Origin of the sequence: Blastococcus sp. URHD0036 (genome assembly GCF_000701365.1) — a bacterium.
In the GTDB taxonomy this organism is placed as follows: Bacteria; Actinomycetota; Actinomycetes; order Mycobacteriales; family Geodermatophilaceae; genus Trujillonella.
Window position 1 is genome coordinate 81,036 of record NZ_JNIK01000005.1, and the last position, 24,437, is coordinate 105,472.

Below are 24,437 nucleotides of genomic sequence, written 5' to 3' on the forward strand. Positions count from 1 at the left end.
ATGGAACAGCGGCCCCTGGGCCGGACCGGTGCCGAGGTCGGCGTCGTCGGACTCGGCACCTGGCAGCTGGGCGGCGACTGGGGCGACGTCGACGACGAGACCGCCGAGGCGGTCCTCGAGGCCGCGCTCGATGCCGGGGTGACCTTGCTCGACACCGCCGACGTCTACGGGGACGGCCGCTCGGAGGAGCGGATCCGCCGGGCGCTGGTGCTGAGGTCGGACCGGCCGTTCGTCGCGACGAAGGCCGGCCGCCGAGCCGACCCGTTCACCGCCGAGGAGTACACCCCGGAGAACCTCCGCGCCTGGGTCGACCGGTCGCGGAAGAACCTCGGCGTCGAGACGCTGGACCTCGTCCAGCTGCACTGCCCGCCGCCGGCCGTGTACTCCGACCAGCGCGTCTACGACACCCTCGACGGGTTCGTGGCCGACGGCTCGATCGCGGCGTACGGCGTCTCGGTGGAGACCGTGGCCGAGGGGCTCACGGCGCTGCAGCACCCGGGCGTCGCCACGATCCAGGTGATCCTCAACGTCTTCCGGCGCAAGCCGCTGGAGGAGCTGCTGCCCGCCGCGCAGGCCGCTGAGGTCGGCGTCCTCGCCCGGGTGCCGCTGGCCAGCGGGCTGCTCACGGGCAAGTACGACGAGTCGACGACGTTCCCGGCTGACGACCACCGGAACTTCAACCGCCGGGGCGAGGCCTTCGACGTCGGCGAGACCTTCGCCGGCGTGCCCTTCGAGGTCGGCGTCGCCGCGGCCCGCGAGGTCGCCGAGATCGCCGGCGACACCTCGACGGCGGCCTTCGCGCTGCGCTGGGCGATCGACCAGCCCGGCGTCACCTCCGTCATCCCCGGTGCGCGCAACGTCGAGCAGGTGCGCGGGAACGTGACCGCCGCCGACCTGCCCCGCCTCACCGACGGCCAGCTGAAAGACCTCGAGCGGGTGTACGACGAGCGCATCCGCGCGCACGTGCACGACCGCTGGTAGTCCCCCTCCCACATCGAAGGAAGAGATCCCCGTGCTCCGCACCCATGACGCCGGCACCCTCCGCGGTACCGACGCCGGCTCGACGGTCACCCTCGCCGGCTGGGTCGCCCGCCGCCGCGACCACGGCGGCGTGGTCTTCCTCGACCTGCGCGACGCCTCGGGCTACGTCCAGGTCGTCGTGCGCGAGGAGGAGGCGCACGCGCTGCGCAACGAGTACTGCGTGCTCGTGACCGGAGAGGTGCGCGAGCGCCCGGCCGGGAACGAGAACCCCGAGCTGCCGACCGGCGCGATCGAGGTCGTCGCCAGCGAGCTGCGCGTCCTCTCCTCGGCCGCACCGCTGCCCTTCCCGATCGAGACCGACCAGGCCGCCAGCGACGACGTCCGCTACCGGTTCCGCTACCTGGACCTGCGCCGCCAGGACCCCGCCCGGATCATGCGGCTGCGCAGCGAGATCAGCCGCGTCGCCCGCGGGGTCATGGCCGGGCACGGCTTCACCGAGGTCGAGACGCCGACGCTGACCCGTTCCACCCCCGAGGGCGCCCGCGACTTCGTCGTCCCGGTCCGGCTCCAGCCGGGCAAGTGGTACGCGCTGCCGCAGTCGCCGCAGCTGTTCAAGCAGCTGCTGATGATCGGCGGGCTGGAGCGGTACTACCAGATCGCCCGCTGCTTCCGGGACGAGGACTTCCGCGCCGACCGGCAGCCGGAGTTCACCCAGCTGGACTTCGAGATGAGCTTCGTCGACCGGGACGACGTCCTGGCGATCGCCGAGGACGTCGTCCGCTCGCTGTGGCGGGAGCTGGCCTCCCACGACGTCCCCGAGATCCCGCGGATGACCTACCGCGAGGCGATGGACCGGTTCGGCTCCGACAAGCCCGACCTGCGGTTCGGCATCGAGCTCACCGAGCTGACCTCGTACTTCGCCGACACCCCGTTCCGGGTGTTCCAGGCGCCCTACGTCGGCGCGGTCGTCATGCCCGGCGGCGGCTCGCAGCCGCGGCGGGCGTTCGACGCCTGGCAGGACTGGGCCCGCTCCCGCGGCTCGCGGGGGCTGGCCTACGTGACCATCGCCGAGGACGGCACCCTCGGCGGGCCGGTCGCCAAGAACATCTCCGAGGCCGAGCGCGACGGACTGGTCGCGGCCGTCGGCGCGAAGCCCGGCGACTGCGTCTTCTTCGCCGCCGGCGCCCGCCGCACCTCGCAGGAGCTGCTCGGCGCCGCCCGCAACGAGATCGCCAAGCGGCTGGAGCTCATCGAGCCCGGCACCTGGTCGTTCCTGTTCGTCGTCGACTTCCCGATGTTCGAGGAGACCGAGGACGGCGACTGGACCTTCATGCACCACCCGTTCACCTCGCCCACGCCCGAGTGGCGGGACCGGTTCGCCGAGGACAAGGGCGCGGCCCTCTCCGACGCCTACGACATGGTGATCAACGGCAACGAGGTGATGAGCGGCTCGGTGCGTATCCACGACGCCGCGCTGCAGGAGCGGGTGTTCGAGACCCTCGGCATGTCCCGCGAGGAGGCCCGCGAGCGGTTCGGGTTCTTCCTCGAGGCGTTCGCCTACGGTCCGCCGCCGCACGCCGGTGCCGCCCTGGGCTGGGACCGGCTGACCGCGCTGCTGGCCGGCGTCGACTCGATCCGCGAGGTCATCGCCTTCCCGAAGACCGGCGCCGGCTTCGACCCGCTGACCAGCGCCCCGACGCCGATCAGCGACGCGCAGCGCAAGGAGGCGGGCATCGACGCGAAGCCGGAGGAGCCCGCGCTGCCCGGCGAGCCCGGAGCTCCCGGCCCGACGGACCCGACGAAGGGCTGACCGCGGGGCGGGCACCGGGGAGAGCGGGGCCGCCCGCAGCGCGGGCCTCAGGCGTCGCGGATGCTCCCGGTCTGTGGCGTCCCGGCCGGTCCGACCGGGAGGTCGAGTACCGCGCGGGTCCCGCCCAGCGGGCTCTCGGAGAGCGAGGCGGTGCCGCCGTGCAGGGACGCCTGCTGGGCGACCAGCGCGAGGCCGAGCCCCGACCCCGGTGCCCGGGCGGTCCGCCCGCGCCGGAACCTGTCGAACACGGCGACGCGCTCGTCGGCGGGGACCCCGCTCCCGTCGTCGTCCACGGTGAGCAGCACGCGGTCGCCCGCGACCCGGACGGCGGCGACGACGCGGCGGCCGCCGCCGTGGCGCAGCGCGTTGGCGAGGAGGTTGTCCGTGGCGAGCCGGAGCGACGCGGCGCTGCCGGGCACCCGGACCTCGGCGGCCGGCAGGTCGGCGGTCACCGCCACGCCGTCCGGGGCGGCGCGGGCCGCGGCGGCCACCGCCGTGGCCACGAGGTCGGTCAGCTCGACGCCGCCCGGGTCGGCGGCGTGGGTGAGCTCGCCGGCCGCGAGCCGGCCCAGGGCGACCAGCGTCGCCTCCAGCCGCTCCCGGGTCGCGGCCAGCTGGCGGACGACCTCGGCGCGCTCGGCCGCGGGCAGGTCGGGGTGTGCGGCGAGCACCTCGATGTCGGTGCGCAGCGTGGTCAGCGGGGTCCGCAGCTCGTGCTCGGCGGCGGCGGCGAAGTCGCGGGCGGCGGCCAGCGCCCGCTCGGAGTCGGCGCGGGCGGCGTCCACCCGCTCCAGCAGGCCGGTCAGGGCGGCGGCCACCTCCGCGGTCTCGGCCGACCGCAGCACCGGCCCGGCGAGGAGCCCGGCGCGCTCGGCAGGTCCCGGCCGCCCGCCGAGGGCGGCCGTCCGGTCGCGCAGGGCGCGCAGGGGCCGCAGCGCCGGCCCGGCCAGCAGCCAGGCCAGCCCGGCGGCGGCGGGGACGGCGAGCGCGGCACCCAGGACGACGGAGCGGCGGACCCGCGCCACGGCCCGGTCGGTCGCGCCGGAGGGCAGGCCCACCGTCACCGTGCCGCCGGGGACCTCCGCCGTGCGGACGCGGTAGCCGCCCGCCGCGCCGTCCCGCGCGGGCAGGTCGGCGGCCGCGCCGTCCACGGACTCCGTCCGGGTGCCGTCGGCCGCGCGGACCGTGACCACCAGCCCGCCGAGGGCGCTGCCCGGCAGCGGAGCGGCCGGGTCGAGCAGGTCGGCGGGATCGGCGCCCGCGGCGACACGCGCGGCCACGGCGCCGGTGACGGCGTCCAGTCGCCGGTCCAGCGCCGACTCCTCGCGTCGGGTGAGCAGCGCGGAGAGGACGGCCGCGACGACGACGGCCAGCACGACGGCGCCCAGCCCCGCGGCGACCGCGACCCTCGTCCGCAGCGAGCGGGCGCGCCGGTCAGCCACGGTGCTCGAGGGTGAAGCCGATGCCGCGGACGGTGTGCACCAGCCGCGGCGCTCCGCCGGCCTCCAGCTTGCGGCGGAGCTGGCTGACGAACACGTCGACGACGTTGGTGTCGACCGCGAAGTCGTAGCCCCAGACGAGCTCGAGCAGCCGCTCCCGGGCGAGCACCAGCCCGGCGTTGCGGACCAGCGTCTCCAGCAGGTCGAACTCGCGTCGGGTGAGCTCCACGGGCACGCCGTCCACGGTTGCGCGGCGGCGCCCGGGGTCGACGGTCAGCGGCCCGACCGACGACCCGGCCGGGGCGGTGGCCGGTATGCGGCGCAGCAGAGCCCGCAGCCGCGCGACGAGTTCGGCGAGGGCGAAGGGCTTGACCAGGTAGTCGTCGGCGCCGGCGGCGAGGCCCTGCACGCGGTCGTCGACGGCGCTGCGGGCGCTGAGCACGAGCACCGGCACGCCGACGCCGTCGGTGCGCAACTGCTCGAGCACCGCGATCCCGTCCCGGCCGGGCAGCCCGACGTCCAGGACGATGACGTCGGGCAGCGCCGCCGCGACCGCCGCCAGGGCCTCCGTCGCGTCGGCGGCTGTCCGCACGGCCAGCCCGGACAGCCGCAGGCCCCGGGACAGCGAGACCCGGATGTCCTCGTCGTCGTCGACGACGAGGACGTCCGGCTGGCCCTGGGGTGCGCTCACGGAGCGGATGATCTCCTGCTCAGCCGCCCGACCGGCAGTCCCGCAGCCGGTCGCGGGCCTCGCGGCGCGCGTCGCGCAGCTCCTGACGCGCCTCGGGGGAGCCGGCCAGGTACTGCCGCGCCGCCTCGGCGCGCTCGCCGACGGGGACGTCGGCCAGCTCTCCGGCGAGGTCGGCCAGCGCGGGCGAGTCCTGCAGCGTGGCCGAGAGGTCCCCGGCCAGCTCCCACCACCGGTCGCGGACGTCGGCCCGGAGGTCACGCAGCGCCGCCGCGACGTCGGGGTGGTCGGTGAGGTACTGCCGCCGCGCGTCGGCGCGCTCGCCGGCCGGCAGGGCGCGCAGCGCGGCGAGCTCGTCGGTCACCTCCGGGTGGGCGGCGAGGAAGTCGGCCACGGCGAGGCGGACGCCAGGGCCCGCGCAGGCGGCACCCGGCGCCGCGGACGGGCCGCCGTCGGCGGAGGCGACCGACGCGACGGTGACGGGGACGGCGGCGACGACGACGGCCAGGGCGGCGCCGGTGAGCAGGGAACGGAGGTGCACAGTGGTCTCCTCGGTCGGGGGGTGTGTGGGACCGAGGCTGTCCGCGGGCTGTGAGGCGGCCGTGAGCCGACTCTGAGGAGACTCTGAGGCCGCGCCCGGCGGCGGGGGCGGTCCGGCGCGACTGCTCGGTAGGTTGCCAGGCATGCCGTTGCGCGCCCGCACCCTGCTCGGACCCGGCCCCTCCAACCCCTACCCGGAGGCCACGGTCGCCCTCGGGCAGCCGCTGCTGGGCCACCTGGACCCGGTCTTCCTCGGCGTCCTCGACGAGACGTCGGACCGGCTGCGGCAGCTGTTCGGGACGGCGAACCGGCGCACCCTCCCGCTGTCGGCGACCGGCTCGGCGGGCATGGAGGCGGCCTTCGTCAACACCGTGGGGCCGGGCGACGTCGTCGTCGTGGCGGTCAACGGCCTGTTCGGCGAGCGCATGGTCGACGTCGCCTCCCGCTGTGGGGCCGAGGTCGTGCGGGTCGACCACGAGTGGGGGCAGCCGGTCGACGCGGAGCGCGTGCTGGCCGCCCATCCGGCGCCGAAGCTGATCGCCGCCGTCCACGCCGAGACCTCGACCGGCGTCCGCTCCGACCTCGAGCCGCTCGCCGCCGGCAAGGGCGACGCGCTGCTGCTGGCCGACTGCGTGACCTCCCTCGGCGGCATCCCGGTGCGGCTGGACGACTGGGGCGTCGACCTCGCCTACTCCGGCTCGCAGAAGTGCCTGGGCACCGCGCCGGGCCTGGCCCCGTTCACGATCAACGACCGGGCCTGGGAGCGGCGGATCGAGAAGCCGCAGAGCTGGTACCTGGACCTCGGCATGCTCGGCGGCTACGCCGGTGAGGCCGCCGGCAGCGGCGGGCGGACCTACCACCACACCGCGCCCACCGGCATGGTCGTGTCGCTGCACGCGGCGCTCGGCCGGATCCTCGACGAGGGCCTGGACGCCGTGCACGCCCGGCACGCCGAGGCCGGCCGGCAGCTGCACGAGGGGCTGGCCGAGCTCGGCCTGGAGCTGTTCGCCGCCGAGGGGCACCGGCTGCCCGAGCTGACCACGGTGCGGGTGCCCGAGGGCGTGGACTCCGCGGAGGTCCGCGCCGAGCTGCTCGAGCGGTACGACCTGGAGATCGGCGGCGGCGTCGGCGCCCACGCCTCGACCGTGTGGCGGATCGGCCTGATGGGCGCCAACGCCCGACCGGACCGCGTCACCCTGGTGCTGGCCGCGCTGCGCGAGGTCCTCGGCCGGTGACCTCTCCCGCACCGGCGGTCGCGGCGGGGACCCCGCCGGGGGACACCCCGGAGCGGGCGCGGCGCGGAACCACTCTGCCCGCGGTCGCGCTGCTGCCGCTGGCGGCAGCCGTGTGGTGGATCGGCGGGTTCCTCGGGTGGCTGCTGACCCAGGCGGCCCGGGGCGACGCCGGGAACGCGACCGCGCTGCCCCTGGACCCGTCAGGGCTCGGCGGGCTGGTGGTCGGCGGACTCGTCGGCGGGGTCGCCGCCGGGCTGCTGACCCGGCTCGCCGCCCGTCGCCGGTGGGGTCTCGCCGCGACCGCCGGCGGGGTGGCGATCGCCGTCGTCGTCACGCTCGCGCAGTCCTCGGCCGTCGTGCGGGACGCGGCCGCCGGGACCTTCGCGGCCGACCCGGCGGTGCTCACCGGCCTCATGGCCGTGGCGGGCGGTGCGGCGGCGGCCGGCTGGCTGGCCGGTGCCTGCGCCCTCCTGGGGTCCGGCGGACCGGCCGTGGGGCTGGGACTCCTCGCCGGCCTGGCGCCGTCCTGGGTGTCCGCCGTCGTCTTCGCGGTGAGCGGCCCGCAGTCGCTGACGACCCTCGACCGGGTCGCGACCTGGTCCGGTGCCGCCGTGCTCGCGCTGGCGCTCGTCGTGGCCGGGGTGCGTCCGCCGCAGCGGCTGCTCTGGTGGCCGCTCGTGGTCGTGCTCGCCTGGTTCGCCGGGCCCGCGCTGACCGCGGTCGTCTACCTGGAGCCCCTGCTGCGGCCGGGGGCCGGGCTGCCGGACACTTTGTTCGACTCGCTGTCCGGGGCGTGGCAGGTGTTCGAGGCGGCCTCGTCGCCGGACGCCCGGGACCTGGTGCCCTGGGGAGTCGCGGGCGTCACCGCCGCCGTCGTCGCCGGGGCCCTGGCCGCGCGCCGGGTCAGCGGGGCAGCGCCGCCGGCAGGGGGACGGGCCGGATAGCCGGCGCGGCCGCCGCCTCGTCGGAGTCGTCGTCCTCGTCGACGTCGTCGGCGCGCAGCCGGACGACGGCCAGCGCCGCGACCGCCGCCGCGAGCGACGCGGCGGCGGCGATCCAGAAGACCCCGAGCAGTGCGTCGCCGTCGGGCACCGCGACACCTCCGACGACGACGGCGCCCGCAGCCACCACCGCGGCCGTCACGGCGCTCGCCAGCGACGTGCCGACCGACCGCAGCAGCGTGTTCAGCCCGTTCGCCGACGCCGTCTCCGAGACCGGCACCGACCGCAGGATGAGGGTCGGCATCGCCGCGTAGGCCAGCGACGTCCCGACGCTGACCAGGAGCGAGCCCACGAGCACCTGCCACACCTCGGCGTACAGCCACGTCCGCGCGGCGTAGGCGGCCGCCATCCACAGGCAGCCGGCGAGCAGGGCGATGCCGGGCCCGGTCCGCCGGATCACCGTGGCGGCGAGCGGGGCCATCACGCCGAACACGACCGCGGTCGGGGCCATGACGAGGCCCGCCTGCAACGTCGTCAGCCCGAGGCCGACCCCGGTGCTCTCCGGGAGCTGCAGGAGCTGCGTGGTGACCAGCATGTTGGCGAACATCGCGAAGCCGACGAAGACCGAGGCGACGTTGACCATCAGCACCCGCGGCCGCGCGGCGACGCGCAGGTCGACCAGCGGGGCCGCGGTGCGCAGTTGCAGCGGCAGCCAGACCGCCAGCAGCGCGAGGCCGGTCGCGGCGCAGCCCAGCGTCGCCGCGCTCGTCCAGCCCCAGTGCCCGCCCTTGGAGAGGGCGAGCAGCAGCGCGGTCAGGACGCCGGAGAGCAGGACGGCGCCCCGGAGGTCGAAGCGGCGGGTCGAGCGGACCGTCGACGGGGAGAGCACGAGCGGCACGGCGAGGAGCACGAGCGCGCCGAGCACGGCCGGCACCCAGAAGAGCAGGTGCCAGTCCAGGTACTCGACCAGGAACCCGGACAGCGGGAGCCCGGCGCCGGCGCCGATCGCGAGCGTCGCGCTCATCAGGGCGATCCCGACGGGCACCCGGTCGCGCGGGAGCTCGTCGCGCATCGCGGCGATCCCGACGGGGATCAGGGCGGTGCCCACGCCCTGCAGCGCCCGGGCGACCAGGACCTGGGGCAGCGACGCGGCCAGCCCGCCGATGACCGAGCCGGCGACCATCAGCGCGAGGCACACCATGACCATCCGGCGCTTGCCGTACATGTCGGCCAGCCGGCTCACGGTCGGCGTCGCGACCGCTCCGGCCAGCAGGGTGGTGGTGATGACCCACGAGGCGTCGTCGACCGAGGTGTCCAGCAGCCGCGGCAGGTCCGGGAGGACGGCGATGACGACGGTCTGCTGCAGCGCGGCGACCGTGCCGCACAGCGCGAGGACGGTGATGACCAGGCCGCTGGGTGCCCGGCGGCCGGCGCGGCGGGTCCCGCCGTCGGGCCGTCGGGGCATGAGGGGTCCTCCGTCGCTGCGGCACGGAAAGTGGATGCATCGTACAACCATCGGGCGGCGGTGGAGCGGCTCCACCCAGTGGCGTCGACCACGTGCAGCAGGTCGGGCGCGGAGCGTCAGCCGAGGCGGGCGAGCTGCTCCTCGGTCAGCCGGAGGTCGGCCGCGGCCGCGGAGTCGACGATCGACGCCGGGCGGCTCGCGCCGGGGATGGGCAGGACGACGTCGGACTGCGCCAGGTGCCAGGCCAGCGTCACCCGGTACACCGAGACCCCGAGCTCGGCGGCCACCTCGGCGAAGGCGGGCGCGGTGGCGTCGAGCGACCCGGCGGCGGAGATGCCCCCGAACGGGCTCCAGGGCAGGAACGCCAGGCCGTGGTCGGCGCAGTGGGCGAGCTCGTCGGCGGAGAACCGCCAGCCGGGGGAGAACTGGTTCTGCACCGCGACCAGCGCGCCGCCGAGCACGGACCGGGCCACGTCGATCTGCGCGATGTCGGCGTTCGAGATCCCCACCGCCCGGACCAGCCCGGCGTCGTACAGCGCCCGCAACCCCGCCATCGACTCCTCCCACGGCGTCTCCGGGTCCGGCCGGTGGAACTGGTACAGGTCGATCGCGTCGACCCCCAGCCGGCGCAGCGAGCCCTCGCAGGCCGACCGCAGGTAGCCAGGAGAGCCGTCCAGGCCCCAGTCGGTGCCGGACCGGGTGTGCCCGCCCTTCGTCGCGACGAGCACGCCGTCGGTGCTCCCGCCGTAGGAGCGCAGCGCCCGCGCCACCAGCTCCTCGTTGTGCCCGAACTCCGACTCGTCCCGCGAGTAGGCGTCGGCGGTGTCGATCAGTGTCACCCCGGCGTCGAGGGCCGCGTGGACCACCGCCTCGGCCTCCTCGGGCGAGGGCCGATCGGACTTCGTGGACAGCGGCATCGCGCCGAGTCCGATCGCACTGACGGTCCGGTCGCCGAGTCGTCTCTGCTGCATGGGGACTGTCCTGCCCCGCGGGTAGCGTCGGTACCCGTGAGCTCGCTGTTCGACGACCCGGAGCCGCCGGACGGCGCCGTGGTCGACCCCGGGGCGCCGCTCGCCGTGCGGATGCGGCCGCGGTCGCTGGACGAGGTGGTCGGCCAGCAGCACCTCCTCGGCCCCCGGTCGCCGCTGCGCCGCCTGGTCGAGGCCGACGAACCGATGTCCCTGGTCCTCTACGGCCCGCCGGGCACGGGCAAGACCACCCTCGCCCACGTCATCTCGCTGGCCACCAAGCGGCAGTTCGTGCAGTTGTCGGCGCTGGACTCCGGGGTCAAGGAGGTCCGCGCGGTCATCACCGCGGCCAAGCGCGAGCTGACCTACGCCGGCCGGCGGACGGTGCTGTTCATCGACGAGGTCCACCGCTTCTCCAAGACCCAGCAGGACTCGCTGCTGTCCGCGGTCGAGGACCGGATCGTCAGCCTGATCGCCGCCACCACCGAGAACCCGTTCTTCTCCGTGGTCAGCCCGCTGCTGTCGCGGAGCCTGGTGCTCGCGCTCCAGCCGCTGGCCGACGACGACGTCCGCACGATGCTGCACCGGGCGCTGACCAGCGACCGCGGGCTGGACGGCGCCGTGACGCTCAGCCCCGAGGCCGAGGACCACCTGGTGCGGATCGCCGGCGGCGACGGGCGCAAGGCGCTGACCGCGCTGGAGTCCGGCGCCGGTGCCGCGGTCGCCGCGGGTGTCCCCGAGATCGACCTCGCCACGCTGGAGACCGCCGTCGCCCAGGCGGCCGTGCGCTACGACCGGCAGGGCGACCAGCACTACGACGTCGCGAGCGCGCTGATCAAGTCGATCCGCGGCAGCGACGTCGACGCGGCGCTGCACTACCTGGCCCGCATGGTCGAGGCGGGGGAGGACCCGCGGTTCATCGCCCGCCGCCTGGTCATCTCCGCCAGCGAGGACATCGGCATGGCCGATCCGACCGCGCTGCTGACCGCCGTCGCCGCGGCCGACGCGGTCGCCTTCATCGGCATGCCCGAGGGGCACTTCCCGCTGGCGCACGCCGTCGTCCACCTGGCCACGGCGCCGAAGTCGAACGCCGTCACGGTGGCGATGGGGGAGTCGGTGGCCGACGTCCGCGCCGGGCTGGCCGGCCCGGTCCCGCCGGGGCTGCGCGACGCGCACTACGCCGGGGCGAAGAAGCTCGGGCACGGCGGCACCTACCGGTATCCGCACGACGCCCCCGACGGCATCGTCGCCCAGCAGTACCCGCCGGACGCCCTGGTCGGCCGCGACTACTACCGGCCCACCCAGCGCGGCGCCGAGGGGCCGATCGCGGCGCGGCTCGGCAAGCTCCGGGCCATCATCAGGCGCTCCCGCTGACCGGTCCGTCCCACCCGTCCCGTCAGCCGGGGCGCCCGGAGCCCGGCCGACTACTGTGACCACGCCGGGGGAGCCCGGCGAACGCCTCGGGACGACGAACAGGAGACGCCGCGTGTCCGCAGGAGAGTGGGCCGGACTGATCGCAGCCCTCGCGCTGGTGCTGCTGGTGCTGCTGCTGGCCGTTCCGCTGCTCAAGCTGGGCCGCACGCTGGACGAGACCACGCTGACCATCCGGCAGGTCCGCGAGCAGAGCGCGCCGATCCTGGCGCAGGCGACCACCACGGTCACCCACGTCAACTCCAACCTCGAGCGGGTCGACGACATCACCGGCAACGCCGCCAACGTGTCGAGCAACGTCGCCGCGCTGACCAGCGTCGTGGCCGCGACCCTCGGGAGCCCGCTGATCAAGGTCGCCGCCTTCAGCTACGGCGTCCGGAGTGCGGCGAAGAAGCGGCGCGAGGGCGTGGCGCTCGCCGAGGCCGCGCAGCGGGACAAGGACGCCCGGCGCGCGCGCCGTGCCGCCCGGCGGGCCGCCTGATGCGCCGGCTGTTCTGGCTGGCGATGGGCGTGACCATCGGCGCCCTGGTGGTGCGCAAGCTGTCGGCCGCCGCCGAGAAGCTGACCCCGCAGGGCATCGCCGGCGCGCTGGTCGAGGGGCTGCGCGACCTGGCCGACGCGATCGGCGAGTTCGGCGCCGACGTCCGTGCCGCCGCCGAGGCGCGGGAGGGCGAGCTGCGGGCGGGCACCGGTCTGGACGCGCCGCTGCCCGAGCGCGGAGCCGCCGAGTTCCCCGGCCGGCACAGCGCGGCGCCCGCCGACCGCTGACCTCCGGCGGGGGCTCCAGCACCCCCGGCGCCTCCCGACGCCGTCCCCGCACCCCGAGAGCCGAGTAGGACATGCAGACCGCCGAGATCCGCCGTCGTTTCCTGGAGCACTTCGCCGCCCGGGGCCACACCGTCGTCCCCAGCGCCTCGCTGGTCTCGCCGGACCCGTCGCTGCTGTTCACCGTCGCCGGCATGGTGCCGTTCATCCCGTACCTGACCGGCCGCGAGCCCGCGCCGTTCCCGCGTGCCACCAGCGTGCAGAAGTGCGTCCGGACCCTCGACATCGAGGAGGTCGGCAAGACCACCCGGCACGGCACGTTCTTCCAGATGAACGGCAACTTCTCCTTCGGCGACTACTTCAAGGACGGTGCCATCCAGCTCGCCTGGGAGCTGATCACGGGCCGCGTGGAGGACGGCGGGCTGGGCTTCGACCCGGAGAAGATCTGGGTCACCGTCTACCTGGACGACGACGAGGCCGCCGAGGCCTGGGAGCGCATCGCCGGCCTGCCGCCCGAGCGCATCCAGCGGCTGGGCATGGAGGACAACTACTGGTCGACCGGCGCGCCCGGCCCGGCCGGCCCCTGCTCGGAGATCTACGTCGACCGCGGCCCGGAGTACGGGCCCGACGGCGGCCCGGCCGTCGACCGCGCCGGTGACCGGTTCCTGGAGATCTGGAACCTCGTCTTCATGCAGTACGAGCGGGGCGCCGGGGAGGGCAAGGACTTCCCGATCCTCGGCGAGCTGCCGAAGAAGAACATCGACACCGGCATGGGCCTGGAGCGGGTGGCCTTCCTGCTGCAGGGCGTCGACAACATGTACGAGATCGACGAGGTCGCCCCGGTGCTGCGCCGGGCCGCCGAGCTCGCCGGGGTCACCTACGGCAAGGACCACGAGGCCGACGTCCGACTGCGGGTGGTCGCCGACCACGTGCGCAGCGGGCTGATGCTCATCGGCGACGGCGTCACGCCCGGCAACGAGGGCCGCGGCTACATCCTGCGCCGGCTGTTGCGCCGCGCCGTGCGCTCGATGAAGCTGCTCGGCGTCGACGAGGCCACGCTGCCCGAGCTGCTGCCGGTGTCCCGCGACGCGATGAGCGCCAGCTACCCGGAGCTCGCCACCGACTTCGCCCGCATCTCCTCGGTCGCCTACGCCGAGGAGGAGGCGTTCCGCCGCACCCTGGCCTCCGGCACCGCGCTGTTCGACACGACGGTGCGCGAGGCCAAGGCGAAGGGGACGCCGTCGCTGTCGGGCGAGCAGGCGTTCTCGCTGCACGACACCTACGGCTTCCCGATCGACGTGACCCTGGAGATGGCCGCCGAGCAGGGCGTGACCGTCGACGAGGCCGGTTTCCGCGCGCTCATGCAGCAGCAGCGCGACCGGGCCCGGGCCGACGCCCGGTCCAAGCGCACCGGCGCGGTCGACGTGCTCGCCTACCGCCGGCTGCTGGCCGACCACGGGCCCACCGACTGGCTGGCCTACGAGACGCTGCGCACCGACTCGCGCGTGCTGGCCGTCGTCTCCGAGCTGACCGACGACGACGGCGCGGAGACGGTCGCCGGCCCGGGCGAGGTCACCCGCGTGGTGCTGGACCGGACGCCCTTCTACGCCGAGTCCGGTGGCCAGGTGGCCGACGCCGGCGTGCTGACCTGGGACGGCGGCCGCGCGGAGGTGCTCGACGTCCAGCGCCCGGTCAAGGGCCTGGTCGCCCACCAGGTGCGGGTGCTCGAGGGCGAGCTGCGCGCCGGGGTGACGCTCACGGCCGAGGTGGACCGCGAGTGGCGGCTGTCGGCCTGCCAGGCGCACTCCGGGACCCACGTCGTGCACGCCGCGCTGCGCCAGGTGCTCGGCCCGCAGGCCCTGCAGTCGGGCTCCTACAACCGGCCGGGCTACCTGCGGCTGGACTTCGCCTGGCAGGGCGCGCTGAGCGCCCAGCAGCGCACCGACATCGAGGACGTCGCCAACGCCGCCGTCCGTGCCGACCACGCGGTCACCGCCAGCTGGATGACCCTGCCCGAGGCCAAGGCCATCGGTGCGCTCGCGCTGTTCGGCGAGACCTACTCCGAGGACGTCCGCGTCGTGGAGATCGGCGGCCCCTGGTCGCGCGAGCTGTGCGGTGGCACCCACGTCCGCGGCAGCGCGCAGATCGGCACCCTGGCCCTCACCGGCGAGTCGTCGGTCGGCTCGGGCTCCCGGCGCGTCGAGGCCGCCGTCGGGCTGGAGGGCTTCCGCTACCTCGCCCGCGAGCGCGACCTGGTCCGCCAGCTGGGCGAGCTGCTCAAGGCCCCGGCCGACGGCCTCCCCGAGCGGATCAGCGGCATCCTCGCCCGGCAGCGGGAGACCGACCGCGAGCTCGCGGAGCTGCGCGCGCAGCAGTCGGTCGCCGCGGCGGGCACCCTCGCCGCGGGCGCGACGGACGTCGAGGGCGTCGCCGTCGTCACCGGCGCTCCCGAGGGGCTCGGCGGCGGCGACCTGCGCACCCTCGCGCTCGACGTCCGCGGGCGGCTCGGCGAGCGTCCCGCGGTGGTCTTGCTCGCCTCGGAGTCGGGGGGCAAGGTGGCCCTGGTGGCGGCTCTCACGCCCGCCGCGCAGCAGCTCGGCCTCTCGGCCGGGGACCTGATCAAGACGGCCGCGCCCGTGGTGGGCGGCCGTGGCGGTGGCAAGGCCGACGTCGCCCAGGGTGGCGGTACCGATCCGGGCGGCATCCCCGCGGCCCTGGCGGCCGGCGAGCAGGCGGTCGCGACCGCCGCACGGAGGTGAGCTGAGATGCCCGAGCAGCGCTGGGACCCGGAGGAGACCGGCCCGGTCGGCGAGCGGAAGGTCCAGCGGCCGGCCGTGCCGCCGGCGCGGCCCCGGCCGCCGACGCAGGAGCAGCCGGTCCACCACCCCACCACGGAGATCGACCTGCGGGGCGCGGGCTTCCCGCCGGTCCGCAACGAGACGACCGAGATCGACCTGTCCGGCATGCCGGCCGGGCTGCCCCTCCCGCCGCGCCGTTCCCGGCAGGGCCGGCGGCTCGGGCTGGACGTCGGCACGGTGCGCGTCGGAGTGGCCCTCTCCGACCCGACGGGCCTGCTCGCCAGCCCGCTGGAGACCGTCCAGCGCGCCCGTGACGAAAGCGACCTGGACCGGATCGCCGCCCTCGTGGTGGAACACGAGGTGACGGAGGTGATCGTGGGGGAGCCGAGGCACCTGTCAGGTGCGTCGGGGGCTTCCGCACGGGAAGCGCGTGCCTACTCTCGGGCACTGGCCGGGCGCATCGGGGACGTGCCCGTGCATCTCGTCGACGAAAGGCTCTCCACCGTGACCGCAGCCGGAAGCCTCCGGGCCCGCGGGCTGGACAGCCGCCAGCAGCGCTCCGTGATCGACCAGGAGGCCGCCGTGGTGATCCTCCAGACCTATCTCGACGCCCAACGGGCGCGCTCGTGACGTTGCCGACCCCGCCCGGTGGGCGGGGCCAGCACGCGGCGCCCGACGCCGCCGGGCAGTCGCTGAGCGCGTGGGCCGCCGGCCTGCCCCGCCAGCAGGCCCCCGCCCGGCCCGCACCGGCGGAGTGGGCGCCTCCGGCCCCGGCGCCTCCCCGGCGCCGCGCCGGCGTGATCGACCGCCACGAGGCGCCCGACTTCCCGATCGCCGACTACGCCCGGCACTCCTCCTCGTCCGCCGACTCCTCCTCGGACGACGCGACCGGGCGCATGCCCGGGCTGGGCGACGGCACGCCCCCGCCGCCGCCGGGAGAGCCGGCCGGCCCCGGCGCGCCGCTGCCCCCGCGTCCCCGGAGCACCTGGTCCCGGATGCAGCGCCGCACCGACGGCGCTCCCGTGGACCCCGACGACGCCCCGACCGTGGCCCACCCCGCGGTCGCCGGGACTCCGCCGCCCCCGCCGGTCGACGCCCACGCCGAGGAGGACGCCGAGTCCCTCTTCGACGACCACACCGGTGGCCTCGAGGTCGTCGTCGCCGACGACCACCCGCGGCGGTCCCGCCGCGCGCGTCGCGCCGCCGAGCACCACGAGGAGCACGACTCCGCGCACGACGACGACCACGCCGCGGGGGACGACGCCAAGCCGCGCCGCCGCCGTCCGGTCGCCGTGGTCCTGTCGCTGGTCGTCCTCGCCGCCCTCGTCGCCGGCATCGTCTTCGGCGGCAAGGCGCTGATCGACCTGGTCAACCCCGCCGACGAGGACTACACCGGCCAGGGCACCGGCAGCGTGGACATCCGCGTCGAGGAGGGCGACACCCTCAGCGACATCGGGTCGACGCTGGTGGAGGCCGACGTCATCGCCTCCGTCGGGCCGTTCGTGGACGCGGCGGAGACCCGTCCCGCCGCCACGGGCATCCAGCCGGGCGTGTACGGCATGCGCCAGCAGATGAGCGGCGCGGCCGCCCTCGACCTCCTGCTCGACCCGGCCACCCGGCTGTTCTCCCGGGTCACGATCCCCGAGGGCTTCACGGTGGCGCGGGTGCTCCAGCGCCTGGCGGAGGAGACCGAGACGCCGATCGAGGAGCTGAACGCCGTCGCCGCCGACCCGGTCGCGCTCGGGCTGCCGGCCTACGCGAACGGCCTGGCCGAGGGCTGGCTGTTCCCGGCCACCTACGACTTCGAGCCCGCGACCACGCCGCAGCAGATGCTGCAGGCGATGGTGGCCCGGACCGTGCAGACGCTCGACGAGCTCGGCGTGCCCGAGGACCAGCGCCTCCGGGTGATCACCGAGGCCAGCCTGGTGCAGGCCGAGGCCGCGTCGCCCGAGGACATGGGCATGGTGGCCCAGGTGCTGGACAACCGGATCGCCATCGGCATGCCGCTGCAGCTGGACAGCACGGTCAACTACGCCAGCGGCAAGGACGGCGTCACCACCACCGCCGAGGACCGCGCCAACCCCTCGCCCTACAACACCTACTACGCCCGCGGGCTGCCGCCCGGAGCGATCGGCAACCCGGGTGAGGACGCGCTCAACGCGGTGCTCAATCCGACCCCGGGTCCGTGGATCTACTTCGTCACGGTGAACCTCGACACCGGGGAGACCCGGTTCGCGGTGACCGCCGACGAGCACGCGGCGAACGTGGCGCTGTTCCAGCAGTGGCTGCGGGACAACCCGAACTGATGCGCGCGGCCGTCCTAGGCCGCCCGGTGACGCACTCGCTCTCCCCCCTGCTGCACCGGGCGGCCTACGCCGCACTGGGTCTCACCGACTGGACCTACGACGCGCTCGACGTGGGCGCCGACCAGGTGGCCGACCTCATCGCGGGGCTCGGGCCGGAGTGGCGGGGCTTCTCGGTCACCATGCCGTGCAAGCAGGCCGCCGTCCGGGCCGCCGACGAGGTGGACCGGCTGCCGGCGCTGCTCGGGGCGGCCAACACGCTGGTGCGCACCGGGGCCGGGGGCTGGCGGGCGGAGAACACCGACGTCGGCGGCATCGGCATGGCGCTGCAGCTCGGTGGTGCCGAGCAGGTCCCGCACGCCGCCATCCTGGGCGCGGGCGGGACGGCGGTCGCGGCGGCCGTGGCGCTGGCGTCCCTCGGGGCCGAGCGGGTCGACGTCGTCGTCCGGGAGCCGGCCCGGGCGGGTGAGGTCACCCGGGTGCTCGACGCCCTCGGCGTCCCGGCCACGGTCTCCCGCCTGGCCGGTGCGGTCGTGACCGCGCCGGTGGTGGTCAGCACCGTCCCGATCGACGGTCAGCCGGCGCTGGTCGACCTCGGCTGGCGGGCCGGGCAGACCGTGCTCGACGTGCTGTACGCGCCGTGGCCCACGCCGCTGGCCGGGGCGGTCGGCGCCGCCGGCGGGCAGGTGATCAGCGGCCTGGAGGTCCTCTTCTGGCAGGCGACCGCCCAGGTGGAGCTCATGACCGGGCACCCGGCGCCGATCGAGGACATGCGCCGGGCGCTGGAGTCGCGCCCGGGAGCGGGGCACTGAGCGCCCTCGGCACCCTCGGCGTGCCGCTCGACCCGCCGATCGTCGCGGCCGTCGCCGCGGTCTGCGCGCTGGCCGTCGGACCGTGGCTGGCCCGGCGCGGCGTCCGCCTCGCCCGTGCGGACGAGGACGCGCGGCCCCGGCCGGTCGCCACCCTCGCCGCCGTCGTCGGCCTCGGGGCGCTGGTGGCCGGGGTGCTGGAGCTGACCGGCGTCCGCCCCGCCGCGGTCGCGCTGGGCTGGGCGGCCGGAGCCGGCCTGGTGCTCGCCGGTGTCGACCTGGCGGTGCACCGGCTGCCCGACCGGGTGCTGCTGCCCGCGGTCGCCGCGTGCCTCACGGCGCTGGTCATCGACGCGGTCGCCACCGGCAGCTGGCCGGCGCTCGCCCGCGGCGTCCTCGCGGCGGGCGTCGCCTTCGCGCTCGCCGCGGCGGCGCGGATCGCCTCGCCCGCAGGCCTCGGCTTCGGCGACGTGAAACTGCTCGGGCTGCTCGGCCTGCTGCTGGGCTGGGCCGGCTGGGGCGTCCTGCTGGCAGGGGTCTTCCTGGGGCTGCTGACCGGAGCGGTGATGTCGCTGCTGCTCCTCGCCACCCGGCGGGCCGGCTGGCGGACCGCCGTCCCCTTCGGCCCCCCGCTGCTGGTCGGCGCGGCCCTCGCGCTGGCACTCGGCGCACCGCCGCTGGTCGGCTGAGCGGGCAGCCGTCCGGCTACTGGCAGAATCACGCGCATGTTGCGCTGGCTGACCGCCGGTGAGTCGCACGGCCCCCAGCTCACCGCCATCCTGGAGGGGCTGCCGGCCGGCGTCGCCGTGCAGACCTCCGACCTCGACCTCGACCTCGCCCGCCGCCGCCTGGGCCACGGCCGGGGCGCGCGGATGACGTTCGAGCAGGACGAGGTCTCCCTCACCGGCGGCGTCCGCCACGGCCGCACCCAGGGTGGGCCGATCGCGGTGCAGGTCGGCAACACCGAGTGGCCCAAGTGGTCCACGGTCATGGCCGCCGACCCGGTCGACCCCGAGGTGCTCGCCGGTCAGGCCCGCAACGCCCCGCTGACCCGTCCGCGCCCCGGCCACGCCGACCTGCCCGGGATGCAGAAGTACGGCTTCGACGACGCCCGGCCGGTGCTCGAGCGGGCCAGTGCCCGGGAGACCGCGGCCCGGGTGGCGCTCGGCGCGATCGCCAAGGCGTTCCTGCGCCAGGCCCTCGACGTCGAGGTGGTCAGCCACGTCGTCGCGATCGGACCGGTCGTGGTCCCCGACGGCGTCGTCCCGGGGCCGGGGGACAACCCGCGCATCGACGAGGACCCGGTCCGCTGCGCCGACCCGGCCACCAGCGAGGCGATGACGGCCGAGATCGACGACGTCCGCAAGAACGGCGACACCCTCGGCGGGGTCGTCGAGGTCGTCGTGCACGGCCTGCCGCCGGGCCTGGGCAGCCACGTGCACTGGGACCGCCGGCTGGACTCGCGGCTGGCCGGCGCGCTCATGGGCGTGCAGTCGGTCAAGGCGGTGGAGGTCGGCGACGGGCTGGAGACCGCCCGCCGCCGCGGCTCGGTGGCCCACGACGAGATCGTCCTGAGCGACGGCCGGATCCAGCGGCTGTCCGACCGCGCCGGCGGCATCGAGGGCGGCATGACCAACGGCGACGTGCTGCGGGTGCGCGCGGCGATGAAGCCCATCTCCACCGTGCCGCGGGCGCTGGCCACCGTCGACGTCGCGACCATGGACGCCGCCGTGGCCATCAACCAGCGCAGCGACGCCTGCGCCGTGCCCCGTGGCTCGGTGGTGATGGAGGCGATGGTCGCCCTCGTGCTGGCCGACGCCGCCCTGGAGAAGTTCGGCGGCGACTCGGTGGCCGAGACCCGGCGCAACGCCCGCGCCTACCTCGACGCCCTGCCGATCAGATGAGCGGGCCCGTGCTGGTCCTCGTCGGGCCGCCCACCTCGGGCAAGACGACGGTGGGCCGGGCGGTGGCTGCGGCGCTGGGCGTCGGGTTCCGCGACACCGACGCCGACGTCGAGGCCGCCACCGGCAGCCGCGTCTCCGACCTGTTCGTCGACCGCGGCGAGGCGTACTTCCGGGAACTGGAGGAGGCCGCGGTGGCCCGCGCGCTGGTCGAGCACGACGGCGTCCTGGCACTCGGTGGCGGCGCGGTGCTCTCCGCCGCCACCCGCGCGTTGCTGGTCGCCCACGGCCGGGCCGGCGGCGCCGTCGTCCGGCTGGACGTCGACCTCGCCACGGCCGCGAAGCGTGCCGGGTTCAACCGCGACCGCCCGCTGCTGGCGGTCAACCCGCGGGCGATGCTGCGCACCATGCTCGCCGAGCGCGACCCGCTCTACGCCGAGGTCGCCACCGCCACGGTGTCCACCGGGGACCGCCCGTCGCCGGAGGTCGTCGCCGAGGTGCTCGCCGTCCTCCCCGCCTCCGCGGGCGCGCCGGGGGAGGCCCGGTGAGGCGGGTCGGGGTCGCCGGGGACAAGCCGTACGAGGTCGTCATCGGCCCCGGCGCGCAGACCGAGCTCGCGCTGCTCCTCGCCGGGACCGCCCGCGCCGTCGTCGTGCACTCGGCACCGCTGGCCGCCCTGGCCGGCGCCGCGGTCGAGACGCTGCAGACCGCCGGCGTGGCCGCCGAGGCCGTCGTCGTGCCGGACGGCGAGGCCGCCAAGACCGCGGAGGTCGCCGCCGGCGCGTGGGAGGAGTTCGGCCGGCTCGGGCTGACCCGCACCGACGCCGTCGTCGGGGTCGGCGGGGGAGCGGTCACCGACCTCGCCGGGTTCCTCGCCGCCACCTGGACCCGCGGGGTCCGCGTGGTGCACCTGCCGACCAGCCTGCTCGGCATGGTCGACGCCGCCGTCGGGGGCAAGACCGGCATCAACACCGGCGCCGGCAAGAACCTCGTCGGCGCGTTCCACCCCCCGGCCGGGGTGCTGGTCGACACCGACGTCCTCGCCGGGCTGCCGGAGGCGGAGTTCGTGTCGGGGCTGGCGGAGGTCGTCAAGTGCGGCTTCATCGCCGACGGCCGCATCCTCGAGCTGCTCGAGGCCGATCCGACCGGCCGGCGCGACACCGCCGAGCTGATCGAGCGCGCCGTCCAGGTCAAGGCCGACGCCGTGGGCGAGGACCTGTTCGACACCGGCCGCCGCGAGTTCCTCAACTACGGGCACACCCTGGCCCATGCGATCGAGCGGGTGGAGGACTTCGGCTGGCGGCACGGCGAGGCCGTCGGCGTCGGGCTGGTGTTCGCCGCCGAGCTCGGCGCGCAGGCCGGACTGCTGAGCCGCGCCGAGGCCGACCGACACCGGACGCTGGTCGAGGCGATCGGGCTGCCCGTCCGCTACGCCGGCGACTGGGCGACGCTGCAGGGCGTCATGCGGATCGACAAGAAGGCCCGGGGGGCGTCGCTGCGCTTCGTCGTCCTCGACGGCATGGGCAACCCGCGCATCCTGACCGACCCCGACCAGGCATGGCTCGACGCGGCCTGGGCCGCCGTCAGTGAGGAGACAGCGTGACGATCCAGGTGCTCAACGGCGCCAACCTCGGCCGGCTCGGCACCCGGGAGCCCGAGGTCTACGGGACGACGACGCACGTCCAGCTGGTGGAGCTGCTCGAGGCCTCCGCCGCCCAGCTCGGCCTGCACGTGCAGGTGCGCCAGACCGACGACGAGGGCGAGCTGCTGCGCTGGGTGCACGCGGCGACCGACGCCGGCGACCCCATCGTCGTCAACCCCGGCGGCTGGACGCACACCTCGGTGGTGCTCCGGGACGCCCTGGCCGCGGCCACCGCGCCGGTGGTCGAGGTGCACATCAGCAACGTGCACGCCCGGGAGGACTTCCGCCGGCACTCCTACGTCTCGCCGGTCGCCTCCGGGGTGATCGCCGGTCTGGGCATCGACGGCTACGTGCTCGCCCTGCGGTGGCTCGCCGCCCGGGACGCCCGATGAGCATGGACACCGCCGGCCGCCGGGACCGACTGCGCGCCATCGCCGCCGAGCGCGGGCTGGACGCCGTCCTCATCACCGAGCTGCTGAACGTGCGCTACCTGACCGGCTTCACCGGGTCCAACGGGGCGCTGCTGCTGCGGACCGATGCCCCCGACCTGTTCGGCACCGACGGCCGCTACACCACGCAGGCCGCGACCCAGGTGCCCGACGTCGAGGTGCTGGTCGACCGCGCGACGGTGGCCGGGCTCGCCCGGGCCGCGGTCCGGGGCGGCGCCGGCCGGATCGGCTTCGAGAGCCACGTCGTCACCGTCGACGGGCTCGCCGGCCTGGAGAAGGTGCTGGCCGACGCGGCCGCGGGCGGCACCGTGCCGGAGCTGACGAGCGTCCGCCGGGCGGTCGAGGCGCTGCGCGCGGTCAAGGACGCCGACGAGGTGGACGCCCTGCGGCGGGCCTGCGCCGTGGCCGACACGGCCCTGGCCGAGCTGGCCGCCGAGGGAGCGCTGCGCCCCGGTCGCACGGAGCTGCAGGTCGGCCGGGAGCTCGACGCCCGGATGATGTACCTGGGCGCCGAGGGCCCGTCGTTCGAGACCATCGTGGCCGCCGGCGCCAACTCCGCGATCCCGCACCACCGGCCCGACGCCACCGTGCTGCGCGAGGGCGACTTCCTGAAGCTGGACTTCGGCGCCACGGTCGACGGCTACCACTCCGACATGACCCGCACGCTGGTCCTGGGGCAGGCGGCCGACTGGCAGCGCGAGGTGTACGAGCTGGTCGCGGCCGCGCAGGCGGCCGGCCGGGCCGCGCTCGCCGTCGGTGCCGACGTCGTCGCCGTGGACGCCGCCGCCCGCGACGTGATCGCCGCCGCGGGCCACGCCGAGCACTTCTCGCACGGCCTGGGGCACGGCGTGGGCCTGGAGATCCACGAGGCGCCGGGCATCGGCCCGCTCGGCGCGGGTACGCTGACCGCCGGCATGGCCGTCACGGTGGAGCCGGGTGTGTACCTGCCCGGCCACGGCGGTGTCCGGATCGAGGACACCCTGGTCGTCACCGACGACGAGCCCGAGTTGTTGACCCTCACGAGCAAGGAACTGCTGGTTCTCTAGATGGCTACCACCAACGACCTGAAGAACGGCCTGGTCCTCAACCTCGACGGCCAGCTCTGGGCCGTCACCGAGTTCCAGCACGTCAAGCCCGGCAAGGGCGGCGCCTTCGTGCGGACGACGCTGAAGAACGTGCTCTCGGGCAAGGTCGTGGACAAGACCTTCAACGCCGGCACGAAGGTCGAGACCGCGACCGTCGACAAGCGGAACATGACGTACCTGTACAAGGACGGCACCGACTTCGTCTTCATGGACGGCGACACCTTCGACCAGATCCACGTGCCGGAGGCGACCGTCGGCGGCGGCGCGGACTACCTGCTCGAGAACACCGAGGCCGTCGTCGCCGTGCACGACGGGACCCCGCTGTACGTCGAGCTGCCGGTGACCCTCGAGCTCGTGGTGCAGCACACCGACCCGGGCCTGCAGGGCGACCGCTCCACCGGCGGCACGAAGCCGGCCACCCTGGAGACCGGCGCGCAGATCCAGGTCCCGCTGTTCATCAACACCGGCGACAAGCTCAAGGTCGACACCCGGGACGGCCGGTACCTCGGCCGCGTCAACTGACGCCCTCCCGGACCGACCGACCTCGCATGGCTGCCCGCAGCAAGGCCCGCAAGCGCGCCGTCGACGTCCTCTACGAGGCCGATCTGCGGGGCATCGACGCGCTGGTCGTGCTGCGTGACCGCATCGCCGAGGGGCAGCCGCCGGTCGCCGAGCACACGGTGCGGCTGGTCGAGGGTGTGGTGGAGCACGGCGCCCGCATCGACGGGCTGATCGACACCCACGCGCGCGGCTGGACGCTGCCGCGGTTGCCCGACGTGGACCGCGCGATCCTGCGCATGGCGACCTTCGAGCTGCTGTGGGCCGACGACGTGCCCGACGCGGTCGTCATCGACGAGGCGGTCGAGCTGGCGCGGACGCTCTCCACCGACGACTCGCCCTCGTTCGTCAACGGCGTGCTCGGGGCGATCCTCGACGCCGAGGTCCCCGCGTAAGCCACCGTTCCGTGTCCACGGCCTCCGCCGCTGACCCTCAGCGGCCGGACCGCGGGGCGGCGGCCGCGAGCATCGCGGCCATCCGCGCGCTGGACTGCCGGCGGTGCACCCGGCGGAGCGCGGCGCGGCGGGAGGCGGCCAGGTAGAGGTCGCGGTCGTCGGTGGTCGGCGGGGTCAGGGGAGCGGGCACGGGAACTCCTCGATGTCGCGGGCTGTGACTCACCGAGGACGCTA

The 24,437-nt window shown here is 75.7% G+C and carries 25 protein-coding genes; 19 read left to right on the plus strand and 6 right to left on the minus strand.

Annotation, left to right across the window (positions count from 1 at the left end; all coding sequences use genetic code 11):
- Together N555_RS0105150 and aspS are read left to right on the plus strand one after the other, a co-directional pair.
- Window positions 1-981 (plus strand): aldo/keto reductase, encoded by a 981-nt coding sequence (locus N555_RS0105150; RefSeq protein ID WP_029430427.1) that lies wholly within the window; start codon window positions 1-3, stop codon window positions 979-981.
- Window positions 982-1,012: 31 nt separating this feature from the next.
- Window positions 1,013-2,791 (plus strand): aspartate--tRNA ligase, encoded by a 1,779-nt coding sequence (gene aspS / locus N555_RS0105155; RefSeq protein ID WP_029430428.1) that lies wholly within the window; start codon window positions 1,013-1,015, stop codon window positions 2,789-2,791.
- Between the two features lie 47 nt (window positions 2,792-2,838).
- On the opposite strand, the gene N555_RS0105160 is transcribed toward aspS, so the two are convergent.
- The 3 genes from N555_RS0105160 to N555_RS0105170 are packed head-to-tail and all read right to left on the minus strand — an operon-like array spanning window position 2,839 to window position 5,459.
- Window positions 2,839-4,233: a sensor histidine kinase gene (locus N555_RS0105160; RefSeq protein WP_029430429.1), complete on the minus strand. Its 1,395-nt coding sequence runs from the start codon at window positions 4,231-4,233 to the stop codon at window positions 2,839-2,841.
- A complete protein-coding gene (locus N555_RS0105165) occupies window positions 4,226-4,921 on the minus strand; it encodes a response regulator transcription factor (RefSeq protein ID WP_029430430.1) in 696 nt (231 codons plus the stop codon). Before N555_RS0105165 ends, N555_RS0105160 begins: the two co-directional genes overlap by 8 nt.
- A gap of 19 nt (window positions 4,922-4,940) precedes the next feature.
- Complete coding sequence (locus N555_RS0105170) at window positions 4,941-5,459, minus strand: hemophore-related protein (RefSeq protein ID WP_029430431.1); 519 nt, start codon at window positions 5,457-5,459, stop codon at window positions 4,941-4,943.
- 142 nt (window positions 5,460-5,601) lie between these two features.
- Between N555_RS0105170 and N555_RS0105175 the strand changes: the two genes are divergently transcribed.
- Together N555_RS0105175 and N555_RS0105180 are read left to right on the plus strand one after the other, a co-directional pair.
- Window positions 5,602-6,693 carry a pyridoxal-phosphate-dependent aminotransferase family protein gene (locus N555_RS0105175; protein WP_029430432.1) on the plus strand — a complete coding sequence of 364 codons (1,092 nt, stop codon included), beginning with the start codon at window positions 5,602-5,604 and terminating at the stop codon, window positions 6,691-6,693.
- On the plus strand, window positions 6,690-7,637 hold the full coding sequence (locus N555_RS0105180) for a hypothetical protein (protein ID WP_029430433.1): 948 nt from the start codon (window positions 6,690-6,692) through the stop codon (window positions 7,635-7,637). The genes N555_RS0105175 and N555_RS0105180 overlap by 4 nt, the downstream gene beginning before the upstream one ends.
- Here N555_RS0105180 and N555_RS0105185 read toward each other — a convergent pair.
- A complete protein-coding gene (locus N555_RS0105185; protein ID WP_051683768.1) occupies window positions 7,597-9,099 on the minus strand; it encodes an MFS transporter in 1,503 nt (500 codons plus the stop codon). The genes N555_RS0105180 and N555_RS0105185 overlap by 41 nt on opposite strands.
- Window positions 9,100-9,215: 116 nt before the next feature.
- On the minus strand, window positions 9,216-10,070 hold the full coding sequence (locus N555_RS0105190; protein WP_029430435.1) for an aldo/keto reductase: 855 nt from the start codon (window positions 10,068-10,070) through the stop codon (window positions 9,216-9,218).
- Between the two features lie 36 nt (window positions 10,071-10,106).
- Here N555_RS0105190 and N555_RS0105195 point away from each other — a divergent pair, with 36 nt between their 5' ends.
- The 15 genes from N555_RS0105195 (at window position 10,107) to nusB (ending at window position 24,203) form a co-directional block, all read left to right on the plus strand.
- Window positions 10,107-11,441 carry a replication-associated recombination protein A gene (locus N555_RS0105195; RefSeq protein WP_029430436.1) on the plus strand — a complete coding sequence of 445 codons (1,335 nt, stop codon included), beginning with the start codon at window positions 10,107-10,109 and terminating at the stop codon, window positions 11,439-11,441.
- Between the two features lie 112 nt (window positions 11,442-11,553).
- Window positions 11,554-11,979, plus strand: coding sequence for a DUF948 domain-containing protein (locus N555_RS0105200; RefSeq protein WP_029430437.1), 426 nt, complete (start codon window positions 11,554-11,556; stop codon window positions 11,977-11,979).
- Entirely contained in the window at window positions 11,979-12,266 is a 288-nt protein-coding gene (locus tag N555_RS0105205; protein ID WP_029430438.1) for a hypothetical protein, read from the plus strand. The genes N555_RS0105200 and N555_RS0105205 overlap by 1 nt, the downstream gene beginning before the upstream one ends.
- Before the next feature lie 71 nt (window positions 12,267-12,337).
- Window positions 12,338-15,022, plus strand: a complete 2,685-nt coding sequence (gene alaS / locus N555_RS0105210) for an alanine--tRNA ligase (RefSeq protein ID WP_029430439.1) — start codon at window positions 12,338-12,340, stop codon at window positions 15,020-15,022.
- 6 nt (window positions 15,023-15,028) lie between these two features.
- Window positions 15,029-15,691: a Holliday junction resolvase RuvX gene (gene ruvX, locus N555_RS0105215; protein ID WP_156036199.1), complete on the plus strand. Its 663-nt coding sequence runs from the start codon at window positions 15,029-15,031 to the stop codon at window positions 15,689-15,691.
- Window positions 15,688-17,367: an endolytic transglycosylase MltG gene (gene mltG / locus N555_RS0105220; protein WP_029430441.1), complete on the plus strand. Its 1,680-nt coding sequence runs from the start codon at window positions 15,688-15,690 to the stop codon at window positions 17,365-17,367. The genes ruvX and mltG overlap by 4 nt, the downstream gene beginning before the upstream one ends.
- Window positions 17,367-18,176, plus strand: coding sequence for a shikimate dehydrogenase (locus N555_RS0105225; RefSeq protein WP_029430442.1), 810 nt, complete (start codon window positions 17,367-17,369; stop codon window positions 18,174-18,176). The genes mltG and N555_RS0105225 overlap by 1 nt, the downstream gene beginning before the upstream one ends.
- Window positions 18,177-18,196: 20 nt before the next feature.
- Window positions 18,197-18,862 carry a prepilin peptidase gene (locus N555_RS0105230; RefSeq protein ID WP_029430443.1) on the plus strand — a complete coding sequence of 222 codons (666 nt, stop codon included), beginning with the start codon at window positions 18,197-18,199 and terminating at the stop codon, window positions 18,860-18,862.
- Window positions 18,863-18,898: 36 nt separating this feature from the next.
- Window positions 18,899-20,077, plus strand: coding sequence for a chorismate synthase (gene aroC / locus N555_RS0105235; protein ID WP_029430444.1), 1,179 nt, complete (start codon window positions 18,899-18,901; stop codon window positions 20,075-20,077).
- 8 nt (window positions 20,078-20,085) lie between these two features.
- Window positions 20,086-20,622 (plus strand): shikimate kinase, encoded by a 537-nt coding sequence (locus N555_RS0105240; protein WP_231502600.1) that lies wholly within the window; start codon window positions 20,086-20,088, stop codon window positions 20,620-20,622.
- Window positions 20,619-21,677 carry a 3-dehydroquinate synthase gene (gene aroB / locus N555_RS0105245; protein ID WP_029430446.1) on the plus strand — a complete coding sequence of 353 codons (1,059 nt, stop codon included), beginning with the start codon at window positions 20,619-20,621 and terminating at the stop codon, window positions 21,675-21,677. The genes N555_RS0105240 and aroB overlap by 4 nt, the downstream gene beginning before the upstream one ends.
- Window positions 21,674-22,108, plus strand: a complete 435-nt coding sequence (gene aroQ / locus N555_RS0105250; RefSeq protein ID WP_029430447.1) for a type II 3-dehydroquinate dehydratase — start codon at window positions 21,674-21,676, stop codon at window positions 22,106-22,108. Before aroB ends, aroQ begins: the two co-directional genes overlap by 4 nt.
- Window positions 22,105-23,211, plus strand: a complete 1,107-nt coding sequence (locus tag N555_RS0105255; RefSeq protein WP_029430448.1) for a M24 family metallopeptidase — start codon at window positions 22,105-22,107, stop codon at window positions 23,209-23,211. The genes aroQ and N555_RS0105255 overlap by 4 nt, the downstream gene beginning before the upstream one ends.
- Window positions 23,212-23,772, plus strand: a complete 561-nt coding sequence (gene efp / locus N555_RS0105260; RefSeq protein ID WP_029430449.1) for an elongation factor P — start codon at window positions 23,212-23,214, stop codon at window positions 23,770-23,772.
- A gap of 26 nt (window positions 23,773-23,798) precedes the next feature.
- A complete protein-coding gene (nusB, locus tag N555_RS0105265; protein WP_029430450.1) occupies window positions 23,799-24,203 on the plus strand; it encodes a transcription antitermination factor NusB in 405 nt (134 codons plus the stop codon).
- A gap of 37 nt (window positions 24,204-24,240) precedes the next feature.
- Here the strand turns inward: nusB and N555_RS27800 are convergent, their stop codons facing one another.
- Window positions 24,241-24,393 carry a hypothetical protein gene (locus N555_RS27800; protein WP_156036201.1) on the minus strand — a complete coding sequence of 51 codons (153 nt, stop codon included), beginning with the start codon at window positions 24,391-24,393 and terminating at the stop codon, window positions 24,241-24,243.
- Window positions 24,394-24,437: the final 44 nt, after the last annotated feature.

What these genes read in the sequence shown, in the direction of transcription:
- N555_RS0105185 (WP_051683768.1), bottom strand. Translation starts at nt 9,099, where the DNA reads ATGCCCCGACGGCCCGACGGCGGGACCCGCCGCGCCGGCCGCCGGGCA.
- N555_RS0105205 (WP_029430438.1), top strand. Translation starts at nt 11,979, where the DNA reads ATGCGCCGGCTGTTCTGGCTGGCGATGGGCGTGACCATCGGCGCCCTG.
- N555_RS0105255 (WP_029430448.1), top strand. Translation starts at nt 22,105, where the DNA reads ATGAGCATGGACACCGCCGGCCGCCGGGACCGACTGCGCGCCATCGCC.
- N555_RS0105150 (WP_029430427.1), top strand. Translation starts at nt 1, where the DNA reads ATGGAACAGCGGCCCCTGGGCCGGACCGGTGCCGAGGTCGGCGTCGTC.
- aroC (WP_029430444.1), top strand. Translation starts at nt 18,899, where the DNA reads ATGTTGCGCTGGCTGACCGCCGGTGAGTCGCACGGCCCCCAGCTCACC.
- N555_RS0105190 (WP_029430435.1), bottom strand. Translation starts at nt 10,070, where the DNA reads ATGCAGCAGAGACGACTCGGCGACCGGACCGTCAGTGCGATCGGACTC.
- N555_RS0105225 (WP_029430442.1), top strand. Translation starts at nt 17,367, where the DNA reads ATGCGCGCGGCCGTCCTAGGCCGCCCGGTGACGCACTCGCTCTCCCCC.
- nusB (WP_029430450.1), top strand. Translation starts at nt 23,799, where the DNA reads ATGGCTGCCCGCAGCAAGGCCCGCAAGCGCGCCGTCGACGTCCTCTAC.
- ruvX (WP_156036199.1), top strand. Translation starts at nt 15,029, where the DNA reads ATGCCCGAGCAGCGCTGGGACCCGGAGGAGACCGGCCCGGTCGGCGAG.
- efp (WP_029430449.1), top strand. Translation starts at nt 23,212, where the DNA reads ATGGCTACCACCAACGACCTGAAGAACGGCCTGGTCCTCAACCTCGAC.
- alaS (WP_029430439.1), top strand. Translation starts at nt 12,338, where the DNA reads ATGCAGACCGCCGAGATCCGCCGTCGTTTCCTGGAGCACTTCGCCGCC.
- N555_RS0105175 (WP_029430432.1), top strand. Translation starts at nt 5,602, where the DNA reads ATGCCGTTGCGCGCCCGCACCCTGCTCGGACCCGGCCCCTCCAACCCC.